The 18,690-nt window shown below is 46.8% G+C and carries 16 protein-coding genes; 10 read left to right on the plus strand and 6 right to left on the minus strand.

Features of this window, described 5'->3' with window-relative positions:
* Positions 1 to 4 precede the first annotated feature (4 nt).
* The 6 genes from hyi to uraD all read left to right on the plus strand — a co-directional run bounded on the left by hyi (position 5) and on the right by uraD (position 7,410).
* Entirely contained in the window at positions 5 to 784 is a 780-nt protein-coding gene (gene hyi / locus AC2A06_RS00770; protein WP_484379038.1) for a hydroxypyruvate isomerase, read from the plus strand.
* A gap of 10 nt (positions 785 to 794) precedes the next feature.
* Positions 795 to 1,676 carry a 2-hydroxy-3-oxopropionate reductase gene (gene glxR, locus AC2A06_RS00775; protein WP_484379039.1) on the plus strand — a complete coding sequence of 294 codons (882 nt, stop codon included), beginning with the start codon at positions 795 to 797 and terminating at the stop codon, positions 1,674 to 1,676.
* A 383-nt stretch (positions 1,677 to 2,059) separates the two neighbouring features.
* Entirely contained in the window at positions 2,060 to 3,316 is a 1,257-nt protein-coding gene (locus tag AC2A06_RS00780) for an MFS transporter (RefSeq protein ID WP_484379040.1), read from the plus strand.
* 282 nt (positions 3,317 to 3,598) lie between these two features.
* Positions 3,599 to 5,053 (plus strand): allantoin transporter, encoded by a 1,455-nt coding sequence (locus AC2A06_RS00785; protein WP_484379041.1) that lies wholly within the window; start codon positions 3,599 to 3,601, stop codon positions 5,051 to 5,053.
* A gap of 74 nt (positions 5,054 to 5,127) precedes the next feature.
* A complete protein-coding gene (allB, locus tag AC2A06_RS00790; RefSeq protein WP_484379042.1) occupies positions 5,128 to 6,489 on the plus strand; it encodes an allantoinase AllB in 1,362 nt (453 codons plus the stop codon).
* 336 nt (positions 6,490 to 6,825) lie between these two features.
* On the plus strand, positions 6,826 to 7,410 hold the full coding sequence (gene uraD / locus AC2A06_RS00795; RefSeq protein ID WP_484379043.1) for a 2-oxo-4-hydroxy-4-carboxy-5-ureidoimidazoline decarboxylase: 585 nt from the start codon (positions 6,826 to 6,828) through the stop codon (positions 7,408 to 7,410).
* A gap of 67 nt (positions 7,411 to 7,477) precedes the next feature.
* On the opposite strand, the gene allE is transcribed toward uraD, so the two are convergent.
* From allE to allD, 3 genes are all read right to left on the minus strand, one after another.
* On the minus strand, positions 7,478 to 8,263 hold the full coding sequence (allE, locus tag AC2A06_RS00800) for a (S)-ureidoglycine aminohydrolase (RefSeq protein WP_484379044.1): 786 nt from the start codon (positions 8,261 to 8,263) through the stop codon (positions 7,478 to 7,480).
* Between the two features lie 65 nt (positions 8,264 to 8,328).
* Entirely contained in the window at positions 8,329 to 9,561 is a 1,233-nt protein-coding gene (gene allC, locus AC2A06_RS00805; protein WP_484379045.1) for an allantoate deiminase, read from the minus strand.
* A gap of 165 nt (positions 9,562 to 9,726) precedes the next feature.
* Positions 9,727 to 10,776 (minus strand): ureidoglycolate dehydrogenase, encoded by a 1,050-nt coding sequence (gene allD, locus AC2A06_RS00810; protein WP_484379046.1) that lies wholly within the window; start codon positions 10,774 to 10,776, stop codon positions 9,727 to 9,729.
* A gap of 377 nt (positions 10,777 to 11,153) precedes the next feature.
* Here allD and AC2A06_RS00815 point away from each other — a divergent pair, with 377 nt between their 5' ends.
* The 4 genes from AC2A06_RS00815 to AC2A06_RS00830 all read left to right on the plus strand — a co-directional run bounded on the left by AC2A06_RS00815 (position 11,154) and on the right by AC2A06_RS00830 (position 15,935).
* A complete protein-coding gene (locus AC2A06_RS00815) occupies positions 11,154 to 12,821 on the plus strand; it encodes an acyl-CoA synthetase FdrA (RefSeq protein WP_484379047.1) in 1,668 nt (555 codons plus the stop codon).
* A 9-nt stretch (positions 12,822 to 12,830) separates the two neighbouring features.
* Complete coding sequence (locus AC2A06_RS00820) at positions 12,831 to 14,096, plus strand: YlbE family protein (RefSeq protein WP_023492383.1); 1,266 nt, start codon at positions 12,831 to 12,833, stop codon at positions 14,094 to 14,096.
* A complete protein-coding gene (locus AC2A06_RS00825; RefSeq protein ID WP_484379048.1) occupies positions 14,089 to 14,955 on the plus strand; it encodes an oxamate carbamoyltransferase subunit AllH family protein in 867 nt (288 codons plus the stop codon). Before AC2A06_RS00820 ends, AC2A06_RS00825 begins: the two co-directional genes overlap by 8 nt.
* A 77-nt stretch (positions 14,956 to 15,032) precedes the next feature.
* Positions 15,033 to 15,935 (plus strand): carbamate kinase, encoded by a 903-nt coding sequence (locus AC2A06_RS00830; protein ID WP_473195852.1) that lies wholly within the window; start codon positions 15,033 to 15,035, stop codon positions 15,933 to 15,935.
* A gap of 78 nt (positions 15,936 to 16,013) precedes the next feature.
* Here the strand turns inward: AC2A06_RS00830 and AC2A06_RS00835 are convergent, their stop codons facing one another.
* The 3 genes from AC2A06_RS00835 to AC2A06_RS00845 form a co-directional block, all read right to left on the minus strand.
* The gene (locus AC2A06_RS00835; protein ID WP_484379049.1) at positions 16,014 to 16,721 is read right to left on the minus strand and encodes a glutathione S-transferase family protein; all 708 of its coding nucleotides are present in this window, start codon (positions 16,719 to 16,721) and stop codon (positions 16,014 to 16,016) included.
* 73 nt (positions 16,722 to 16,794) lie between these two features.
* Complete coding sequence (locus AC2A06_RS00840) at positions 16,795 to 17,652, minus strand: co-chaperone YbbN (RefSeq protein WP_484379050.1); 858 nt, start codon at positions 17,650 to 17,652, stop codon at positions 16,795 to 16,797.
* A gap of 255 nt (positions 17,653 to 17,907) precedes the next feature.
* Positions 17,908 to 18,684 carry an SDR family oxidoreductase gene (locus AC2A06_RS00845; RefSeq protein ID WP_023492376.1) on the minus strand — a complete coding sequence of 259 codons (777 nt, stop codon included), beginning with the start codon at positions 18,682 to 18,684 and terminating at the stop codon, positions 17,908 to 17,910.
* Between the last annotated feature and the right edge of the window lie 6 nt (positions 18,685 to 18,690).

Genomic DNA, 18,690 nt, shown 5'->3' on the forward strand with positions numbered 1-18,690 from the left:
AATTATGCCAAAGTTTTCAGCTAATTTATCAATGCTCTTTAACGAAGTGGACTTTCTACAACGTTTTCGCTGTGCTAAAGAGCAAGGGTTCACGGCAATAGAGTATATGTTCCCTTACGATTATCCATTGCAGGCATTGAGAACGGCGTTGGAGGAAAACCAGTTAACACAGGTATTACAAAACCTCCCTGCAGGGGATTGGGCTGCTGGTGAGCGTGGTATCGCCTGTTTGCCTGGGCGAGAGTCTGAGTTCCGCGACGGTGTGGGCATGGCGGTGGAATATGCCCGTGGATTAGGTTGCACACAGATCAACTGTTTGATCGGTAACCCGGACAAATCACTGGCACAGCATAAGACTGATGAAATCGTGGTCGCTAACCTGAGCTATGCAGCAAAAGAGTTAGCTAAGGAAAACATTCGCTTATTGGTTGAGCCGATCAATAAATACGATATGCCAGCATTCTATTTGCAAACCACTCGCCAGGCTTTAGAACTGATGGAGTGGGTGGGTAATCCCAATCTGTTCATTCAATACGATATTTACCATATGCAGCGTATGGAGGGTGAACTGACCCAAACCATGGAAAATCTATTGAATAAAATAGCGCATATCCAGGTTGCTGATAATCCTGGCCGCCATGAGCCGGGAAGTGGGGAAATTAATTACGATTATATCTTCAGTGCACTGGACCAAATGGGTTATAGCGGCTGGATAGGTTGCGAATACAAACCGGCGACAACAACGGTTGCTGGTCTGTCATGGATTAAAAAATATCAACAGTGAGGGACGAATCATGAAACTAGGCTTTATTGGTTTGGGCATTATGGGAACACCAATGGCTGAAAAGCTGATCGAGGGTGGTCATCAGTTATATGCCAATACCTTGGGGCAGGTGCCAGCAGCATTGCTGCAAAAAGGGGCCATTGCCTGTGCAACGCCGAAGCAAGTAGCTGACCTGGCCGATGTTATTTTTATTATGGTGCCAGACACTCCCCAGGTTGAGCAGGTGCTATTTGCTGCCAATGGTTGTGCTGAAGCACAATTGAAAAACAAGATCCTGGTGGACATGAGTTCTATTTCACCACTGGATACCAAAAGTTTTGCTCGACGAATTAATGAATTGGGTGCGGATTATCTGGATGCCCCGGTATCAGGTGGTGAAGTGGGCGCTAAGCAGGGTTCATTAACCATCATGGTGGGGGGAGATGAAGCGGTGTTCGGGCGTGTCAAACCACTGCTCGCCTTGATGGGGAAAAACATCACCTTGGTTGGCGGTAATGGGGATGGCCAGACCTGTAAAGTTGCTAACCAGATTATTGTAGCGCTGACCATTGAAGCTGTTTCTGAAGCATTGATTTTTGCGTCTAAAGCGGGTGCCGATCCGGCGCGGGTGCGAGAAGCGTTAATGGGGGGCTTTGCTTCATCACGTATCCTGGAAGTGCATGGTGAGCGGATGATTAAGCGCACATTCGAGCCAGGTTTCCGTATTTCCTTGCATCAGAAGGATCTCAATTTGGCATTGCAGGGGGCAAAATCTTTAGCACTCAGTTTGCCCAATACCGCAACTTGCCAGGAGTTATTTAATCTTTGTGCTGCCCATGGTGCAAAAGATCTCGACCATTCTGCTTTGGTGCAAGCCTTGGAGATCATGGGTAACCATAAAGTATCTGATTAACCGGTAGTCATTGTCTCTATCAAGTTGCAGGTGTCTTTATTATTGACCTGCAACTTGGAGAGTATATTAATTATTTAAATGATTATTTTAGGTTTAGTAGATCCTGGTTGCCGGGCTATTTATTTATGATTCTGTTTTTATAGAGAATGGTTTAACAATTAATCAATGAAAATATTAAATTAATTATTTAATGTTAACATTTGTTTTTCTGAAGAATGAAAAGGAATACTTACCTATTTGTTAGATATATGTAAATTTAAATATCACACGAGTATTTTTTAATTTATGAACGAAGTTTGAGCTCAGACTGTGCGAGAAATCATGTTAACAAGATAAAATTATGAAATGTCATTTTATGATAAATTCATGAAAAGGAGAGTGTCATGAGTACAGAATACAAACCCAGTATGGATTACTGGAAAAAAATTGTAATGGTCATGAGTCTAGGTTGGGTTGCGATTTGGATTTATCGGACCGTCCTTACGCCAATTTACCCTGAAATACAAGCGTCAATGGGAAATGTGAGTAATGCTGAAATAGGTGCAATTGCGAGTTTTTATTTCTTTGCCTACTGTAGCATGCAAATTCCTTGTGGGATATTGGTCGATAAATTCGGTCAAAAAATAATGTTAATGTGCGGATTTACGCTTTTTATTTTAGGCACACTATGCATTGCAAAAGCGACTGGGATGACGATGATTTATGGTGGTTCACTGCTGGCGGGAGCCGGTTGTGCTTCTTTCTTTAGTTCCGCATACTCACTCTCTTCAGCTAATGTTCCGACAGAACGTAAAGCACTCGCTAACGCCATTATCAACAGTGGTTCTGCCATTGGTATGGGGATCGGTTTAATTGGTTCCAGTGTATTGGTGAAAAGTATGGGGTTGGCATGGCAAAATGTCTTGTTTATTGTTGCTGCTATTCTCACTGCAATGCTTTGTTTGTTTACTCTAGTTATTCGCAGTAAATCAAAAACTAACCTGGTGAAGCAGGAAGAAAAGAAAAGAGAACAAACTGTTAACGTGACAGAAGAGAAAGATTCCCCGCTATTTTCTGGCCTGTTATGCAGCATTTATTTTCTTTACTTCTGTACCTGCTATGGTTACTACCTGATTGTTACCTGGTTGCCATCCTATCTTCAGACAGAAAGAGGGTTTGATGGGGGTAAAATAGGATTGGCATCTGCTATGGTTGCGTTTGTCGGTGTACCCGGCGCACTGTTTTTTAGTTATCTATCAGATAAATATAGAGACAGTAAGGTCAAGATCATTATTGGCCTTGAGGTTGTGGCCGCGTCAATGTTGGTGTTTACAGTATTATCACCCAATACCACCATGCTTATGTTTAGCCTTATGTTATATGGACTACTGGGCAAAGTGGCTGTCGACCCGATTTTAATTTCTTATGTTTCCGAACTTGCTTCCGCCAAAAAATTGGGGCGAGCATTCAGCTTGTTTAATTTCTTTGGCATGAGCTCTGCAGTCGTGGCACCCACATTGACCGGTTTTATCTCTGATATCACAGGTTCAAAAGAGATAAGTTTTATCATCTCAGCCGGTTTAGTCGCGACGGGGACGCTAATTTTTGTCATCGTCGTGTTACAAAGAAAGAAAACCAAATACATTACTGAGCCAGCATAAGCTATAACAAAAAACTTGAAGTGATGTTGATATTTAAATGGTTAATTAACCTGGTTTTTGGTTGAGCCATTATCAATGCTGTGATTTGTTAATGGGGCACTTTGATTGATGGCTCTCGAACTTGCCACCTACATATAAATTAACTATTTGGAGCTTAATTTTTTAAAGTAATGCATTATGGTTTTCAGATAACAATTTCCCCCAATTAATGGTTTGAGTTGTTTTAAAGGTGGATAAAGAAAAATTACTCTATTTTCTTATTTGGTATAAGAAGGAATTGTCATGGAATCTATCAGTAGCAAGCAACGAGAGATTTACCAGCAACGTGGTTATCATGAGGATCTTTTGCCAAAGGAGGCAAATAAGAAAACTTGGAAAGCAATTAATTATTTCACCTTGTGGATGGGGTCAGTCCATAACGTCCCTAATTACGTGGCGGTCGGGGGCTTTTTTATTCTAGGGCTTTCTACAGTTAGCATTATGGCCGCTATTATTCTCAGCGCATTCGTTATTGCTTTTGTTATGGTCATGAATGGCGCGGCTGGTTCAAAATACGGTATTCCTTTTGCCATGATCCTTAGGGGATCTTATGGTGTACGTGGTGCATTATTCCCGGGGATCCTCAGAGGATGTGTGGCCGCCATCATGTGGTTTGGCTTGCAATGTTATGCGGGTTCACTGGCCTTCCTGATCCTGATTGGCAAACTATGGCCACAGTTTTTGACTTTAGGCGGGGAGTTTAATCTGTTAGGGATCAGCCTGCCAGGATTGATAGCCTTCCTGATTTTTTGGGCGGTTAACGTTGCAATAGGTCTCGGTGGTGGTGGCATCCTTAATAAATTTACCGCCATCCTTAACCCTTGCATTTATGTTGTATTTGGTGGCATGGCTATTTGGGCCATCTCGCTTGCAGGATTGGACAATATTATTGCTTATGTACCCGCGAATGCGGATGTCACGAGTAATAGTAGCTTCATGTTCTTGGTGGTTATCAATGCTGTCGTGGCTGTATGGGCAGCGCCAGCGGTCAGTGCTTCAGATTTTACCCAGAATGCCAGTAGTTTCAAGCAACAGGCATGGGGACAAACATTAGGGTTGGTAGTGGCCTATCTACTATTTGCGGTTGCTAGTGTCTGTATTTTGGCTGGGGCCAGTATTCATTACGGTGTTGATACCTGGAACGTATTGGATATCGTGCAGAAATGGGATAACATTTTTGCATCCGTTTTTGCGGTATTAGTTATCTTGATGACAACTATTTCAACTAATGCTACCGGTAATATTATCCCTGCTGGTTACCAGATTGCGGCAATTGCACCAAAAAAGTTGACCTACAAAAATGGTGTGGTTATCGCCAGCATCATTAGCCTATTAATATGCCCATGGAAATTAATGGAAAGTCAGGAAAGTATCTATCTATTTCTTGATGTTATTGGTGGGATTTTAGGGCCGGTTATTGGTGTTATGATGGCGCACTATTTTATTGTTGTACGCAGTGATATCGATCTTGATTCTTTATATACGAAGCCGGGCGACTATAAATATTACGACCATGGTTTTAATGGTGTTGCGTTTATTGTGACATTAATTTCCGTGGTTTTGTCTCTCGGGGGTAAGTTTATTGAAATACTGGAGCCATTATCCCGGGTTTCATGGTTTGTTGGTGTTATCAGTGCATTCTGCCTATATGCAATGCTTAAGAGTAAAGTGGTTGTTAATCAGCAAGAGTATACCTGAAGTAAATATTATAACGAAGTGAAAATAATGTGGTTATAAAACGTAATGAATTTATTTCACGAAGGAGATTTATTATGTCATACGATATGATTATAAAGAATGGTACTGTTGTTTTTGAACATCAAGCTATTATTACCGATATCGCCATAAAAGCAGGCAAGATAGCCGCTATTGGTAATGGTTTGTCAGGCGCCAAAACAGAAATTGATGCTACCGGAATGGTTGTGGCTCCGGGAATGGTCGACGCCCATGCGCATATGTCTGAGCCTGGTCGTACCCATTGGGAAGGCTATGAAACCGGTACGCGTGCTGCAGCAAAAGGTGGTATTACCACCATGATTGAAATGCCGCTCAACCAACTGCCTGCAACTGTCGATAGAGAGACGATAGAAATGAAGTTTTTTGCGGCAGAAGGCAAACTGACCATTGATGCGGCGCAATTTGGTGGCCTGGTTTCCTATAATCTCGATCGACTGCATGAATTGGATGAAGTCGGTGTCGTGGCTTATAAGTGTTTTGTCACCACTTGTGGTGACCGCAGTGTTAGTAATGACTTCCGTGATGTGAATGATTTCGAGTACTTCAAGGGATTACAGATACTGTCCAAGCTGGACCAATTGGTTGCTGTGCATGCAGAAAATGCCCTGATCTGTGATGCATTAGGGAAAGAAGCTAAAGAAGATGGACGGGTGACTGCGCATGATTATGTGGCTTCACGGCCGGTATTTACTGAAGTTGAAGCTATTCGCCGCGTGATCTACTTGGCGAAAGTCGCGGGTTGCCGACTGCATATTTGCCATGTCAGTAGCCCAGAAGGGGTGGCAGAAGTGACCCGGGCACGCCAGGAGGGGCAACAGGTTACCTGTGAGTCTTGTCCACACTATTTCGTGTTGGATACCGATCAGTTTGAAGAAATTGGTACCTTGGCTAAGTGTTCACCACCGATTCGTGATGCGAAAAATCAGCAGGGAATGTGGGACAAACTGTTCAATGGTGAAATAGATTGTCTGGTTTCCGACCATTCACCTTGCCCACCGGAGATGAAAGCAGGCAATATCATGCAAGCTTGGGGTGGGATTGCCGGGATCCAGAACTGTGTCGATGTGATGTTTGATGAAGCGGTACAAAAAAGAGGCATGTCGCTGCCTGAGTTTGGCAAGCTAATGGCCACTAACGCTGCCGATATTTTTGGTTTGAAACATAAGGGGCGTATTGCTGTGGGGAAAGATGCGGACCTGGTGTTTATTCAACCGAATAGCAGCTATGTGTTAACCACAGAGGATCTGGAATATCGTCATAAAGTCAGCCCGTATGTTGGGCGTAAAATCAACGCACGTGTAGCAAAAACTATTCTGCGTGGCGAGGTGATTTACGATATCAAGGCCGGCTTTGGTGTTCGTCCGAAGGGTAAATTCGTACTGAAACATCAACAATAAATGCCATTGGCATCGCGTTCATCAGAGGTGAACGCGATGTTCTTTATATTTTGTAATACACTGGTTGTTCCGCCAACGTTGCAGTCAGCATTTCAGCTATCACCTAGCGTGACTTTTTTATTATCGAATACACCTTTATTGCGACAGCGACTTCCAGCTTATTTCAAGTGATGCTTGGGTATCAGCATTCCGGTGAAGATATCGGTATTACTTGAGAATCTATTACCATGGCATCGTGATATACACTAAATAATGTTTTATAAAGTAAAGCTTTTTTGAATAGATTATTAAATTATCAATATGTTTTTATCTATCAATCCTTAGGAGAGTAATATCATGTTAAGTAAAAAACTATTGTCAGGTGTTTTTTTAATGACCACCTTGTTGTCAATCCCAGCATTTTCTGCAGAACGAGCTTTATATGTTAGTGAATTAAACTCAATGAGCCAGGCGCAATTTGAACAGGCATTGGGTAATGTTTTTGAAAAAGCGCCATGGGTGATTGAGCAAGCTGCTGAAAAACGCCCTTATAAGGGTTTCGTCGATTTATATGAGGGTATTATTGAACCATTGAAAGTGGCGAGTCCTGAGGTTCAGTTGGCCTTGATTAAAAGTCATCCTAATTTGGCTTGTAAGGGCATTCGCGCTGAGAATATTACTGCTCATTCGCAAAGTGAACAAAGTGGTGCTGGTTTGAACCAATGCACACAACAGGAGGCTGACCTGTTATTAAGCTTGAATCAGGCTTATCAGAAGAAATTTGGCTTCCCATTTATGTTGGCTATCAAAGGATATAATAAAGAGGAAATTATTGAGCAGCTAAAAATACGCATTAATAATGATAAACAGCAAGAATTTGATGGTGCATTACAGCAAGTTTATAAAGTGGTACTCTGGCGTATGCTTGATACGGTGAAGTAATAATTATTAAAAATACTCAGCCGATGGGTAAATATCGACTGAGTTATTCAAATAAATTCAGATATGATCAAATATCCACGTCTCGGTTACAATCTTTAGAGTAGATATAGCTAAAGCATTCTTTGCCCACGGCGTAACCGGCTTGTGGTACATACGCGGCCATAAAAATATAATCTCCCTTTTTCACCGGGATCCACTCATTATCCAAGTTGTAAACACCGCTGCCACTCAATATATAAGCACCATGCTCTTGAACATGCGTTTCAATATAACCATGGCTAGCACCCGGTTCGAAAGAAAGAATGTGCATATTCATATCAAAACCCAGATCTTTCGGCAGTAAGTCCTGCAGGATAACTTCACTCATCCCTTCATAGTGGATCTTTTCAAGGTTGTTTACATTATCGCAGACGATACGCGCTTCGTGACCAGCAATACGCTTATAGGTACGCTTATACAGGAATAACTGGCTGGATTTACCCGCATTATCGTTAGCCAACCGCAAGGTCACGCCGGCCGGGCAATAGAGATAACCACCACTGGTCAAGGTATGGGCGGTTGCATCGGCGGACGCCTTAACTTTGCCATCAATCACATAGACAAAGGTTTCAACATTTTCACCACCAAAACCCTGCTGATTGTTACCGTCAGCATGCAGAGTCACCACATAGTCGACAAAGCTGGCCCCTAATTTTGGGGTAGATAAAATAGTGACATCACAGTTTTCAAAGCCAGGAATGATATTGCGTACCAAGCCTTCCACTGGAAGAAGCGCATAATTGTCACGCTTGATCACCGCGCGAGAGGACAAAACATCTTTTGGATAGCCAATTTGATTGTTGAAGTAACCCACGTTAATTCTCCTGATTAATAAATCTGCCCCGTCGATTTGCTGTAACAGGGGCAGAACGATGACCGTTATTCCTGATAGGCCAATTGATAAAGGGTATGCGCCAGAATTTTGACGCCTTCAGACAGATCGCTAAGCGCGGTTTTTTCTGCTGGATTGTGGCTGATACCACCAATACTGGGAACAAACATCATCACGGTGGGGATCTTAGGTGCGAATATTTGCGCGTCATGGCCCGCCCCGCTGTGCATTAGACGGTAGTTGAGGCGCTCGGTTTCACACAGATGTACCACCTTTTGTACCAACTGCCGGTTCATCGGAATAGGGGCTTCATCCATCCACAAATCAATGGTGGGAATGATGCCCATCTCTGCACAGATGCGCTTGATATCAGACTCCAATTGTTGTGTAAAACGTAACAACGTTTTCTGATCAGTATGGCGGCAGTCAATGGTGAATTGTGCATAACCAGGCACCACGTTGACAACATTCGGCTTAGGTTCCACCTTACCGAAGGTTAATACTAACGGGTCACCTTCTGCCTGTGCTTTAGCGATAGACTCGCAGCAGATACGGCTAAAAGCATGAACAGCATCTTTACGATAACTCATCGGTGTTGTGCCAGCGTGATTGGCCTCACCTTGTAGTGTCACATTATAGCGGCGCTGCCCAACGATATCAGTGACGACACCAATGGTCTTCCCTTCGGTTTCCAGCACCTTGCCCTGCTCAATATGCAATTCGACAAAGGCAGCAATATCGCTACGCGGTAATTGATTTGGCAGAGGAAACTCAAAACCGGCGCTATGCATGGCATCAACAAAATTGACTCCCTTGGCATCGCAGATATTTTTTACATCTTCAGGACGGGCTAAGCCGACAATATTCTTGCTTCCCCAGAAAACGAACGGGAAACGGCTGCCTTCCTCTTCCGCCAAAGAGATCACTTCCAGCGTCCGTAGTGGCGTTCCATAGGTCTCTTTAAGGTGCTTAATCGCCAAATAAGCGGCTTCGATACCCAATTGCCCATCAAGGTTGCCACCATTGACCACGGTATCGATATGAGAACCAGACAGTATCACTTGTTCAGGATACATACTCCCCAGCAGACGACCAGACAAATTACCCACGGCATCATAGGAAACCGTCAAACCGGCGCTTTCGAAGGCCTGTTTCAATGCCTGTTGGGCGTCAATCCACTCTTTGGTATACAGCAACCGTGTCATGCCACCACTGGGGTCGGCACCTATTTTTGATAACCAGCCAGAAGTTTCACTAATTTCTTGTTGGAAATTTTTCATATCTATCTGCCTTTTTTTAGCTTTCCTGAGATATTTGCTAGCTAGATTGACACTGATAATCCATTAGCTCTGTTTTACCTGGGGTGAGAGATAATAAAAATCACGCAGGTGATGTCGCCAGCTCAAAAAAGAGCAACATCACCACACGGACTGATTACCTATTTTTTAACTGGCAAACGGGTCTTTATGATCGTAAGAACGTTGGTAAATATCGTCAGAAATCAGGTATTGATAAATCTCATCAACAATATCAATCCCATTCTTCTCACTTTCCAACTCACGCATATGGCTACCTTGACCCGGGTAGAGGACTTTTTCCACCCCAGGTGCAGGTTTGATGGCATTGAGTTCTTTCATTACCTGGCTGACATGCTGACGGAAAACACGTTCATTAGTGAAATAGCCAGGGTTGAGAACGATATGCAGTTGGCCCAATTCCCGCCCTACACTGAGGTCGTGATACATGGAGCTCACATGCTTGCCAAAAGGCAATCCCAGTAATACACCAGAAAGAATGTCCACCATCATCATCAGGCCATAGCCTTTTGGCCCGGCAATCGGCAGTAATCCGCTAACAGCGAAAGGGTCGGTAGTGTGCTTGCCTTCGCTGTCAACCGCCCAGGTATCCGGGATAGGCGCATTGCGGGAGCGGGCGTCCAGCACTTTGCCCCAGGCTTGAACCGTGGTGGCCATATCAAAGGTTAAAATATCTTTCCCTTCTGCGGGTGCCGAGAAAGCAATGGGGTTGGTGCCGTAATAGACTTCTGCCCCACCATAAGGGACCACCATCGGGTCTGACTGACACAGTGAAATCCCTATCATGCCGGCATGAGCCGCCTGCTGCACAAAATAAGACAAGGCACCACTGTGACCAATACGGCGAATGCCTACCACCGCGACACCGTTCTCTTTTGCCATTTCAATGGCATGATCCATGCTCAGTTTAGCTGCAACATGCCCGGCGCCATTATCGCCATCAAAAACGGCACTACAAGGGCCGGTTTTTTCATAAGTGAAGTGCGGATTATTGTTGGTACCCCCTTTGCTAATGCGTTCAGAATAATATTCTACCCTGACGGCACCGTGAGAGTGGATACCGCGAGCATCCGCATGGGCCAAAACATCGGCGACAATGCCGGCATGAACCAGGTTTAGCCCTGCTGCATGAATTTTATTTTGAATAAGTTGATGCAATTGTTGTTTAGAGACTTTCATAGACAGTCCTTTCGTTACTACAGTTTATTAAGCCACCTTTGGCTCATAATGTATAAAGCTGAGAGGAAAATAATGTGATCTAGATTAGCATTGTATTATTTATTTAAATTTTCATTGAATGCAAATAAATTTATTAAAATATTTTTAATAAATGGATTTTCTTTTTTTATTCTATTGTCAAGTGGTTATCAGATTTAATGATTTTTTCTAACAATGATTAAACTGTGATGGCTCTCACCTTTATGCTGGGCTTTTATTTGTAGCTTGAAAGGAGGAAATTAAATTTTTTGAAAGTAAATAGGCGAATAAAAATATTAGTGCTTACCTGTTATGAACAAATGAGGGTAAGGCTCACATGCTGTATTAAGGATATCACTATGGTCCATGCTTTTATAAAAAAAGGGAGCTTTCAGGATTCGGTTAGCCTGATGCTAATTTCCCGTAAACTCAGTGAATCACCTGACGTCGAAGAAATCTCCGTCATGATGGGGACACCAGCGAATAAGTCACTACTTGAAGCCACGGGCTTCTGGCATCCGCAATTTAGCGAAGCAACCCCGAATGATATTTGTGTGGCGATTAAAGCAGACTCCGCAGATAGCCATATTACTGAGCAGATCAGTGAATCGTTGGAGGCCGCATTGAAGGCGATTGCCCAAGGGCAGCAGGGGGGGAAACGCCTGCTCAAAGCCCGTAGTTGGCGTATGGCCAGGCAGAAGTTACCAGAGGCCAATATGGCGCTGATTTCCATTGCGGGTGAATATGCGGCGGGTTTGGCTGATCAAGCGTTGGAGGATGGCTGCAATGTGATGATGTTTTCTGACAACGTCAGTGTGGAACAGGAGGTGGCACTCAAAACCAAGGCGCGTAGCAAGGGGTTGATTGTTATGGGCCCTGACTGTGGCACCGCCAGCATCGCAGGGGCACCGCTGGCTTTCGCCAACGTCGCCCCGCAGGGAACCATCGGTATCATCGGTGCTTCGGGTACCGGCATTCAGGAACTGATGTCGCAAATTACCCTGGCTGGGCAGGGGATATCCCATGCAATCGGTTTAGGGGGGCGCGATTTAACCGCCGAGGTGGGGGGAATCAGTGCCATCAGTGCCTTGCGTATGCTGGCGGCGGATCCTCAGAGCCGGGTATTGGCATTTGTCTCCAAGCCACCTGCTGCAGAGGTACGCCAGCGGGTGATTGCAGAGATGAAAACACTGGGTAAGCCGGTGGTGGCATTATTCCTGGGTACCCGGGCAGCCAAGCAACAAGAAGATAATATTACCTTTGCTGCCACGCTGGATGAGGCGGCACGTCTGGCTGCCATGCTGGCCCATGTACAACAAATGGCTGCTCAGCAACCGGCTGTCTGTGGCAGCAAAATCTGCGGTTTCTATGCGGGTGGCACCCTGGCGGCTGAATGCGCCATGCTGCTGGGGGAACAACTGGGCCTTGAGGGGGACAGTAAACACCACCAGGGCTCAATGCTTAATGCCGACGGGCACCACATTATCGATATGGGTGATGATTTTTACACCCAGGGCAAGCCACACCCGATGATTGACCCTTCAACCCGTAATCAGGAAATTGCTCGTCTGGCTCAACAACCCCAGGTTGGTGTGTTGCTGCTGGATGTGGTGATTGGCTATGGCGCGCAGGAAGATCCTGCCGGGTCGCTGGTTAACGAGGTTAAACGCCTGCGTGAAAAGCGCGGCGAGGCTCATCCCTTGGCGGTTATTGCCACGGTGACCGGGACTGAACAGGATCCACAACAGCGCTCCAAACAGATTACCACCCTGAGTGAAGCGGGTATCGCGGTCATGAACTCACTGCCGGAAGCCGTGCAGTTAGCTTGCCAGCTCATTGCGCCCCCACGGCTTGGCGTTAGCGAACCAGTGCCTGCCATGTTGGCCGGTGTTGCGGTGATCAACGCAGGTCTACGCAGTTTTGCTGATGATCTGCAAACCAATGACATTTCAGTAGTCCACTACCAGTGGGCTCCGGTTGCCGGTGGCAATCAACGATTGGCTAATATACTGAAAAAATTAAAGTAAGGGATTGATATGTACGCATCTATTGAACAAGCAAATGCTGCCGTTATCGCCAGGATCCGTGAAGCTCGCCCTCATTGGCAAGATGTTGATTTGGCAAAAAATCTTATCCCACAACTGGCTCAGGGCAGAAAGCTGTTGCATGCTGGGCCGCCAGTGACCTGGCAAGAAATGAGTGGCCCGGTGCGCGGTGCTTGTATTGGTGCCTGCCTGTTTGAACAATGGGCAGATAACGAGCAACAGGCACAGTCTCTGCTCGAAAACGGCGAGATTGAATTTATTCCCTGCCACAACGTCAGTGCTGTTGGACCAATGGGGGGGATTACCTCGGCACATATGCCGATGGTGGTGGTAAAAGATAGCGTTCATGGTAACTATGCCTATTGCAACATGAACGAAGGGATCGGCAAGGTAATGCGTTTTGGTGCCTACGGGCCCGATGTGCAGGAGCGTCTGCGCTGGATGCGTGATTCATTGGCGCCGGTGTTGAAAGAGGCTCTGGCTAAATTTGATGGCGGCATCGACCTGACCGCCTTGATGGCTCAGGCGATCACCATGGGTGACGAGTTCCACCAGCGTAATATTGCCGCGTCAGCGTTGTTGATGCGCCAATTGGCCCCTCAAATCACTTTGCTGGATCGTGATAAAAGCGAACTAGGCAAGGTGATGCAGTTCCTCAGTATTACTGACCAATTCTTCCTCAACTTGGCGATGGCCTATTGCAAGGCGGCGATGGATGCGGGCGCTGAAATTAAACAGGGCAGCATCGTGACGGTTATGACGCGTAATGGCAAAAACTTTGGGGTTAAAATTAGTGGGATGGGTGACCAGTGGTTTACTGCACCGGTCAATATGCCTGAAGGGTTGTTCTTCTCTGGCTACAGCCAGGCGGATGCCAACCCAGATATTGGTGATAGCGCCATTACTGAGACTTTTGGTATCGGCGGTGCGGCCATGGTTGCGGCACCGGGTGTGACCCGCTTTGTTGGCGCAACGGGCGGTATGAGTGCGGCTATCGATATCTCAGAGGAAATGACAGAGATTTATCTGGAGCGCAATATGATGCTGCAAATACCTACCTGGGATTTCCAAGGGGCTTGTTTGGGGTTAGATGCGCGCCGGGTGGTAGAAACCGGTATCACGCCGTTAATTAATACCGGCATCGCACACCGGGAAGCGGGCGTTGGGCAGATTGGCGCGGGTACCGTGCGGGCACCACTAGGCTGTTTTGAAAAAGCTATCGAAGCCCTGGCTGAAAAATTAGGCATCCGTGAGTAACGATGGAGGTGCCCAGGGCAACCTGGGCACAGGGGAGTCGATGGATATCACTGCGTTAGCTGTCAGCCACCATGCCACCCAAGATTATGGTCCACTGCGTTGTGTCGGCCGCTTCAACAAGGCTATCAATTTTCTTTCACCCCATGGCCGGTTATTGACGTTGCACCGTGAAGGATGCGGATTGAGCCCGATGGGGTGGGAAATAGCAGCGAGTGATTTCGACGAGTTATCTGATAGCCTGCTAGCGGCTGATGATTGCCAGCTTTCTCAGGCTGGGATCCAGATAGATGATATCTGCATCTATCGTCATCATAAACGTCTGAACCTTTATCTGAATCTACGTGATGAAATCCCTCTGGCACCCTTGGCGATCCTACTGGCTGATGAACCAGCCAGTACTGGTCTGTTTGGTCGTTTGCAACAGATTGTTGAGCAACCACTGGTTGCCGAAACCCGGGAACTGCAGCAAAAATTTTGTGCCTGGTTGCAAGGGCAGGCCGTTGATTGGAGCGCTGTTGTTGGCAAAGGGCCGGGGTTAACACCAAGTAACGACGATACCTTGGTCGGGATGTTGTTGACTGCACATCTTGATAGCCGGGTGGATGTTGCCTGCTTACCGCCTTTTTTTGCGGCTAGCCAGCCACTGCATAAATTAACCACATTGGTCAGCGAGCATTATTTAAAATTTGCTGAACAAGGTATTTTCTCTACCGCGTTACAGCTATTGGCTCGGGCTTTAATTCAGCCCAGAGAATTAACGCAATCTATCCGTGATCTGTTAAAAATGGGGCATTTTTCTGGTGCCGATACGTTATTGGGTATTTGGCTAGGGGTAATGACCATTAATTACCTTCACTAACTTTAAATTAACTCAATTTACCCCGTGATGCAGTTTTAATCACGATGGCTATATTTTACTAAAAAATAGGTGTTGACATGGAAACATTAGTCATTGCTTTAGGGGGCAATGCCCTATTACAGCGCGGAGCGGTATTATCCGCAGAGAACCAGTACCAGAGCATTGCATTAATTGCTGATGTTATTGGCAAGCTGGCAAAGAAATATCGTATTGCTATTGTGCACGGTAACGGCCCGCAAGTGGGTCTATTGGCATTACAAAACCTCGCTTATCGTGATGTGCCCCCTTATCCCCTGGATATTCTGGTGGCTGAAAGCCAGGGGATGATTGGCTATATGCTGGCACAACAATTAGGCGCGTTTCATCCTGACCAACCGGTGTCTACATTATTGACACGGGTATTGGTGGATAGCCAGGATCCCGCATTCCAGCAGCCCAGCAAATTTATCGGGCCAGTGTATCAGCCTCAGCAACAGCGTGAGCTGGAGCAGCAATATGGCTGGAGCATGAAGTTGGACGGGAAATATCTGCGCCGCGTGGTTCCTTCACCTGAGCCTAAAAAAATTATTGATATAGCCGCGATTAAATTACTATTGGCCCAAAACCACATTGTGGTCTGTAGTGGTGGTGGCGGCATTCCTATGGTGGAAGCTGAGCATGGCCTGAGCGGTAGCGAGGCGGTGATTGATAAGGATCTGGCCTCGGCGCTGTTGGCGGAAGAACTGGCCGCAGACCACCTGCTGATCCTCACCGATGCGGATGCAGTTTATCGGCATTGGGGGAGCCCACAGCAACAAGCGATTCGTTCCGCCACTATCCAGGAATTGGCACCGCTCGCCGTAGCGGATGGCGCCATGGGGCCAAAGATCATGGCAGTCAGCCGCTTTGTGCAACGCAGTGGCAAAGTTGCTCATATTGGTGCCTTGAAAGATATTGAGTCAGTGCTGATAGGGACTGCCGGCACCTCTATTACGCCGTAAATAACCCATTGCGATAGATGGGTAGCATAAAATAGAGGGCCGGGTTAACCCAGCCCTCTTGCGTTATTGGTAACGGCATTAATGTTGTTCACGCTTGGTCGCCAGTAACTGCTGCATATTGGCATGATATTGCATTAGTGACGGGTGCTGCAGCGCGCTAGTTTTTAGCGGGCTATCGAGGCGACTGGTAACAATATTGTCGATAAAAGCGTACAACATCGCATCAAAAGAGGTTGGGATATCACTGACAGCAAACTGCGTTTGCGTTAGACAGGCGGCGATGGCGGCCAGATCCGCAGCCCCCAAGGCATAAATAGCTTCTTTACTATGGCGGCCATAACCTTGGCCCCAGAGTGCTTTACGAATACTGCGCCGCACCATGTAGGGCACAATATGGCGCACAATAGGGGGGAGTCTGGCGAACAACAGATTTTTCACTATTGGCCAGTAAACGTCATCCACCCAGCGCGAATAAGTCAGTGTGAAGAAAAGGCTCTCTTCACAGGTTCGGCGCAGTAAATGGCCTAGGCTGCGTTGCTGTTCGGTCAGTGAACTATCCAACGGGTCGCCGTAAGTGGCTTTCAGATAATCGATGATCGCACCACTGTCGGCGATGGTTTTATCCTGATCGATAATAAAGGGCAACTTCCCCAGTGGTGCCTTTTGCGGCATATCTGGCACTGCTTGATAAGCAATGCCAGCCAACTGGCAATAGAGCTCGACTTTGTAGCAGAACGGGCTGATGTTTTTGCCATTGACTAAGGCAAACTGGTGAAGTTGCAGCATAAGCGTTCCTTGTTTAGTACAGCAATGTTTAGTACAGCAATGTTTAGTACAACAATATTTAGTACAACAATATTTAGTACAGCAACGAATAGAGTCGCCGACGGTACTTGCTAGCCAGCGCATCGCTGGTTCCCAACGCGGCCAGAATATCCATCAGCATTTTGCGAGCATTGCCATTGGCTGCCGCTAAATCTTTCTGCAAATGCCCCATAAGCAGATCCAACGCCTCTTCATTACGGCCAACCTGATGCAATTGCAAAGCCAGTTGCACGGCCAGCTCGACATTTTCCGGCTGTTGTTGCACTTGCTGCTGCAACTGCTGGATTTCTGGTGTGTCAGCCGCCTGCTTCATCAGCTCAATTTCGGCCACCAACCCTTGATAACGGGTATCGCGATCTTGTAGCGGAATAGTCGCCAGTACGCTATTGGCCTCTTCCACCTTGTTGAGGGCAATTTGCGTTTCTGCCAACAGCAAGCCGATATCACTGCGCTGGTTACTGATTTGCCAAGCCTCTTTCAACAGTGGTAAAGCCTCTGTTGCCAGGCCTTCCCCCAGCAGGTGAGTGGCTTCTGTCAGTTTGAGGTCTTCCGCTTTTGGCAGGAAAGGCTGCAGGAAATCACGAATCACCTCTTCCGGTTGTGGCCCTTGAAAACCATCCACCGGTTGCCCATCTTTGAAGAGATAGACAGCTGGAATCGAGCGAAGCCCAAATTGCGAGGCGATCATCTGCTCTGCATCGCAGTCGACTTTAGCCAAAATAAACTGGCCGGGATATTCCGCTGCCAGCTTATCCAGTATTGGGGTGAGTTGCAGACAGTGCTGGCTGCGATCTGACCAGAAATAGAACAGCACCGGCGTGGACACTGACTGCTCCAGCATTTGGTGCAGATTGGTTTCATTAATATCAACGACAACAGCTTGAGCTAGCATAGGTTCTCTCTATTTTATCTGGTGGTACCATTTTTATGCTAAATGGGGCACCTAATCGCGCTACAGATGAGCAGGATGCAGGTTAGCCGACCGTGGAGCGCAGGGATGCGCGATACGAGCCCCCACGGATGGGTTCACGGCATGTCGGCGTTCCGCATCATGCCCATCATCTGATACTTAAAGTGGTTCGATATTAGGCACAGTTATGTAAATGGGGGCAAACGGCGGCGCTTCAACCGTTGCCCTATCAATCTATTAACCATTACTACGTAAAACCCAATCCATCGCTCGCCCCGGTAACAGACGGCGTAAAATCGAGATGCCATAAGTCAGCAACGTGACCGGGTAGCGTAGCTTGGCTCGGCGGCTTTCCAACGCATGGCGCAATTTTGGTAGCACTGCTTCGGGCGGCAAGGTCAGAAACCGGGCGATACCCGGGTTGTGCACCGGTTTATCGCTTTTTACTTGATTAACATTCTGGGTAAAGTGGGTAGTCAGTGGCCCCGGCTCAATCAGACTCACTTGAATGCCGCTGCCGTGCAGTTCCATACGCAACGCGTCTGACCAAGCTTCCAGGGCGAATTTGCTGGCGGCATAAGCACCACGGCCGGCACTGGAGATCAACCCCATCACCGAACTGGTCTGAATGATACGCCCTTCACCGTGAGGCAACATGGCGGGCAACAGCAATTGGGTCAATTGATGAGTGCCAAACAGATTAGCCGAGAATTGCTGCTCCAACTGTTGGCGTGAAACGGAACTCAGCGGGCCATAAACCCCAAACCCGGCATTGTTGAACAGGCCATACAGCCGCCCCTGGGTGAGCTCGATGACTTGTGCTGCCGCACGCTCAACGCTGGCGCTATCGTCCAAATCAAGCTCAATGCCTTCCAGCCCAAGTTCACGCATTGTTTCCACGTCCTGGGGTTTGCGGCAGGCGGCCAGCACGCGATAGCCACGGCGATGTAGATCTTGTGCGGCAATCAACCCAATCCCGCTGGAACAACCGGTTATCAAGACTGCTTTTTGCATAACTTT

The organism is Serratia sp. HNCC26DJ244, from assembly GCF_057180565.1.

Coding starts and splice junctions, on each gene's coding strand:
- AC2A06_RS00835 (WP_484379049.1), bottom strand. CDS start 16,721: ATGCTGCAACTTCACCAGTTTGCCTTAGTCAATGGCAAAAACATCAGC.
- AC2A06_RS00780 (WP_484379040.1), top strand. CDS start 2,060: ATGAGTACAGAATACAAACCCAGTATGGATTACTGGAAAAAAATTGTA.
- uraD (WP_484379043.1), top strand. CDS start 6,826: ATGTTAAGTAAAAAACTATTGTCAGGTGTTTTTTTAATGACCACCTTG.
- AC2A06_RS00820 (WP_023492383.1), top strand. CDS start 12,831: ATGTACGCATCTATTGAACAAGCAAATGCTGCCGTTATCGCCAGGATC.
- AC2A06_RS00830 (WP_473195852.1), top strand. CDS start 15,033: ATGGAAACATTAGTCATTGCTTTAGGGGGCAATGCCCTATTACAGCGC.
- AC2A06_RS00785 (WP_484379041.1), top strand. CDS start 3,599: ATGGAATCTATCAGTAGCAAGCAACGAGAGATTTACCAGCAACGTGGT.
- AC2A06_RS00840 (WP_484379050.1), bottom strand. CDS start 17,652: ATGCTAGCTCAAGCTGTTGTCGTTGATATTAATGAAACCAATCTGCAC.
- AC2A06_RS00815 (WP_484379047.1), top strand. CDS start 11,154: ATGGTCCATGCTTTTATAAAAAAAGGGAGCTTTCAGGATTCGGTTAGC.
- allB (WP_484379042.1), top strand. CDS start 5,128: ATGTCATACGATATGATTATAAAGAATGGTACTGTTGTTTTTGAACAT.
- allD (WP_484379046.1), bottom strand. CDS start 10,776: ATGAAAGTCTCTAAACAACAATTGCATCAACTTATTCAAAATAAAATT.
- allC (WP_484379045.1), bottom strand. CDS start 9,561: ATGAAAAATTTCCAACAAGAAATTAGTGAAACTTCTGGCTGGTTATCA.
- hyi (WP_484379038.1), top strand. CDS start 5: ATGCCAAAGTTTTCAGCTAATTTATCAATGCTCTTTAACGAAGTGGAC.
- AC2A06_RS00845 (WP_023492376.1), bottom strand. CDS start 18,684: ATGCAAAAAGCAGTCTTGATAACCGGTTGTTCCAGCGGGATTGGGTTG.
- glxR (WP_484379039.1), top strand. CDS start 795: ATGAAACTAGGCTTTATTGGTTTGGGCATTATGGGAACACCAATGGCT.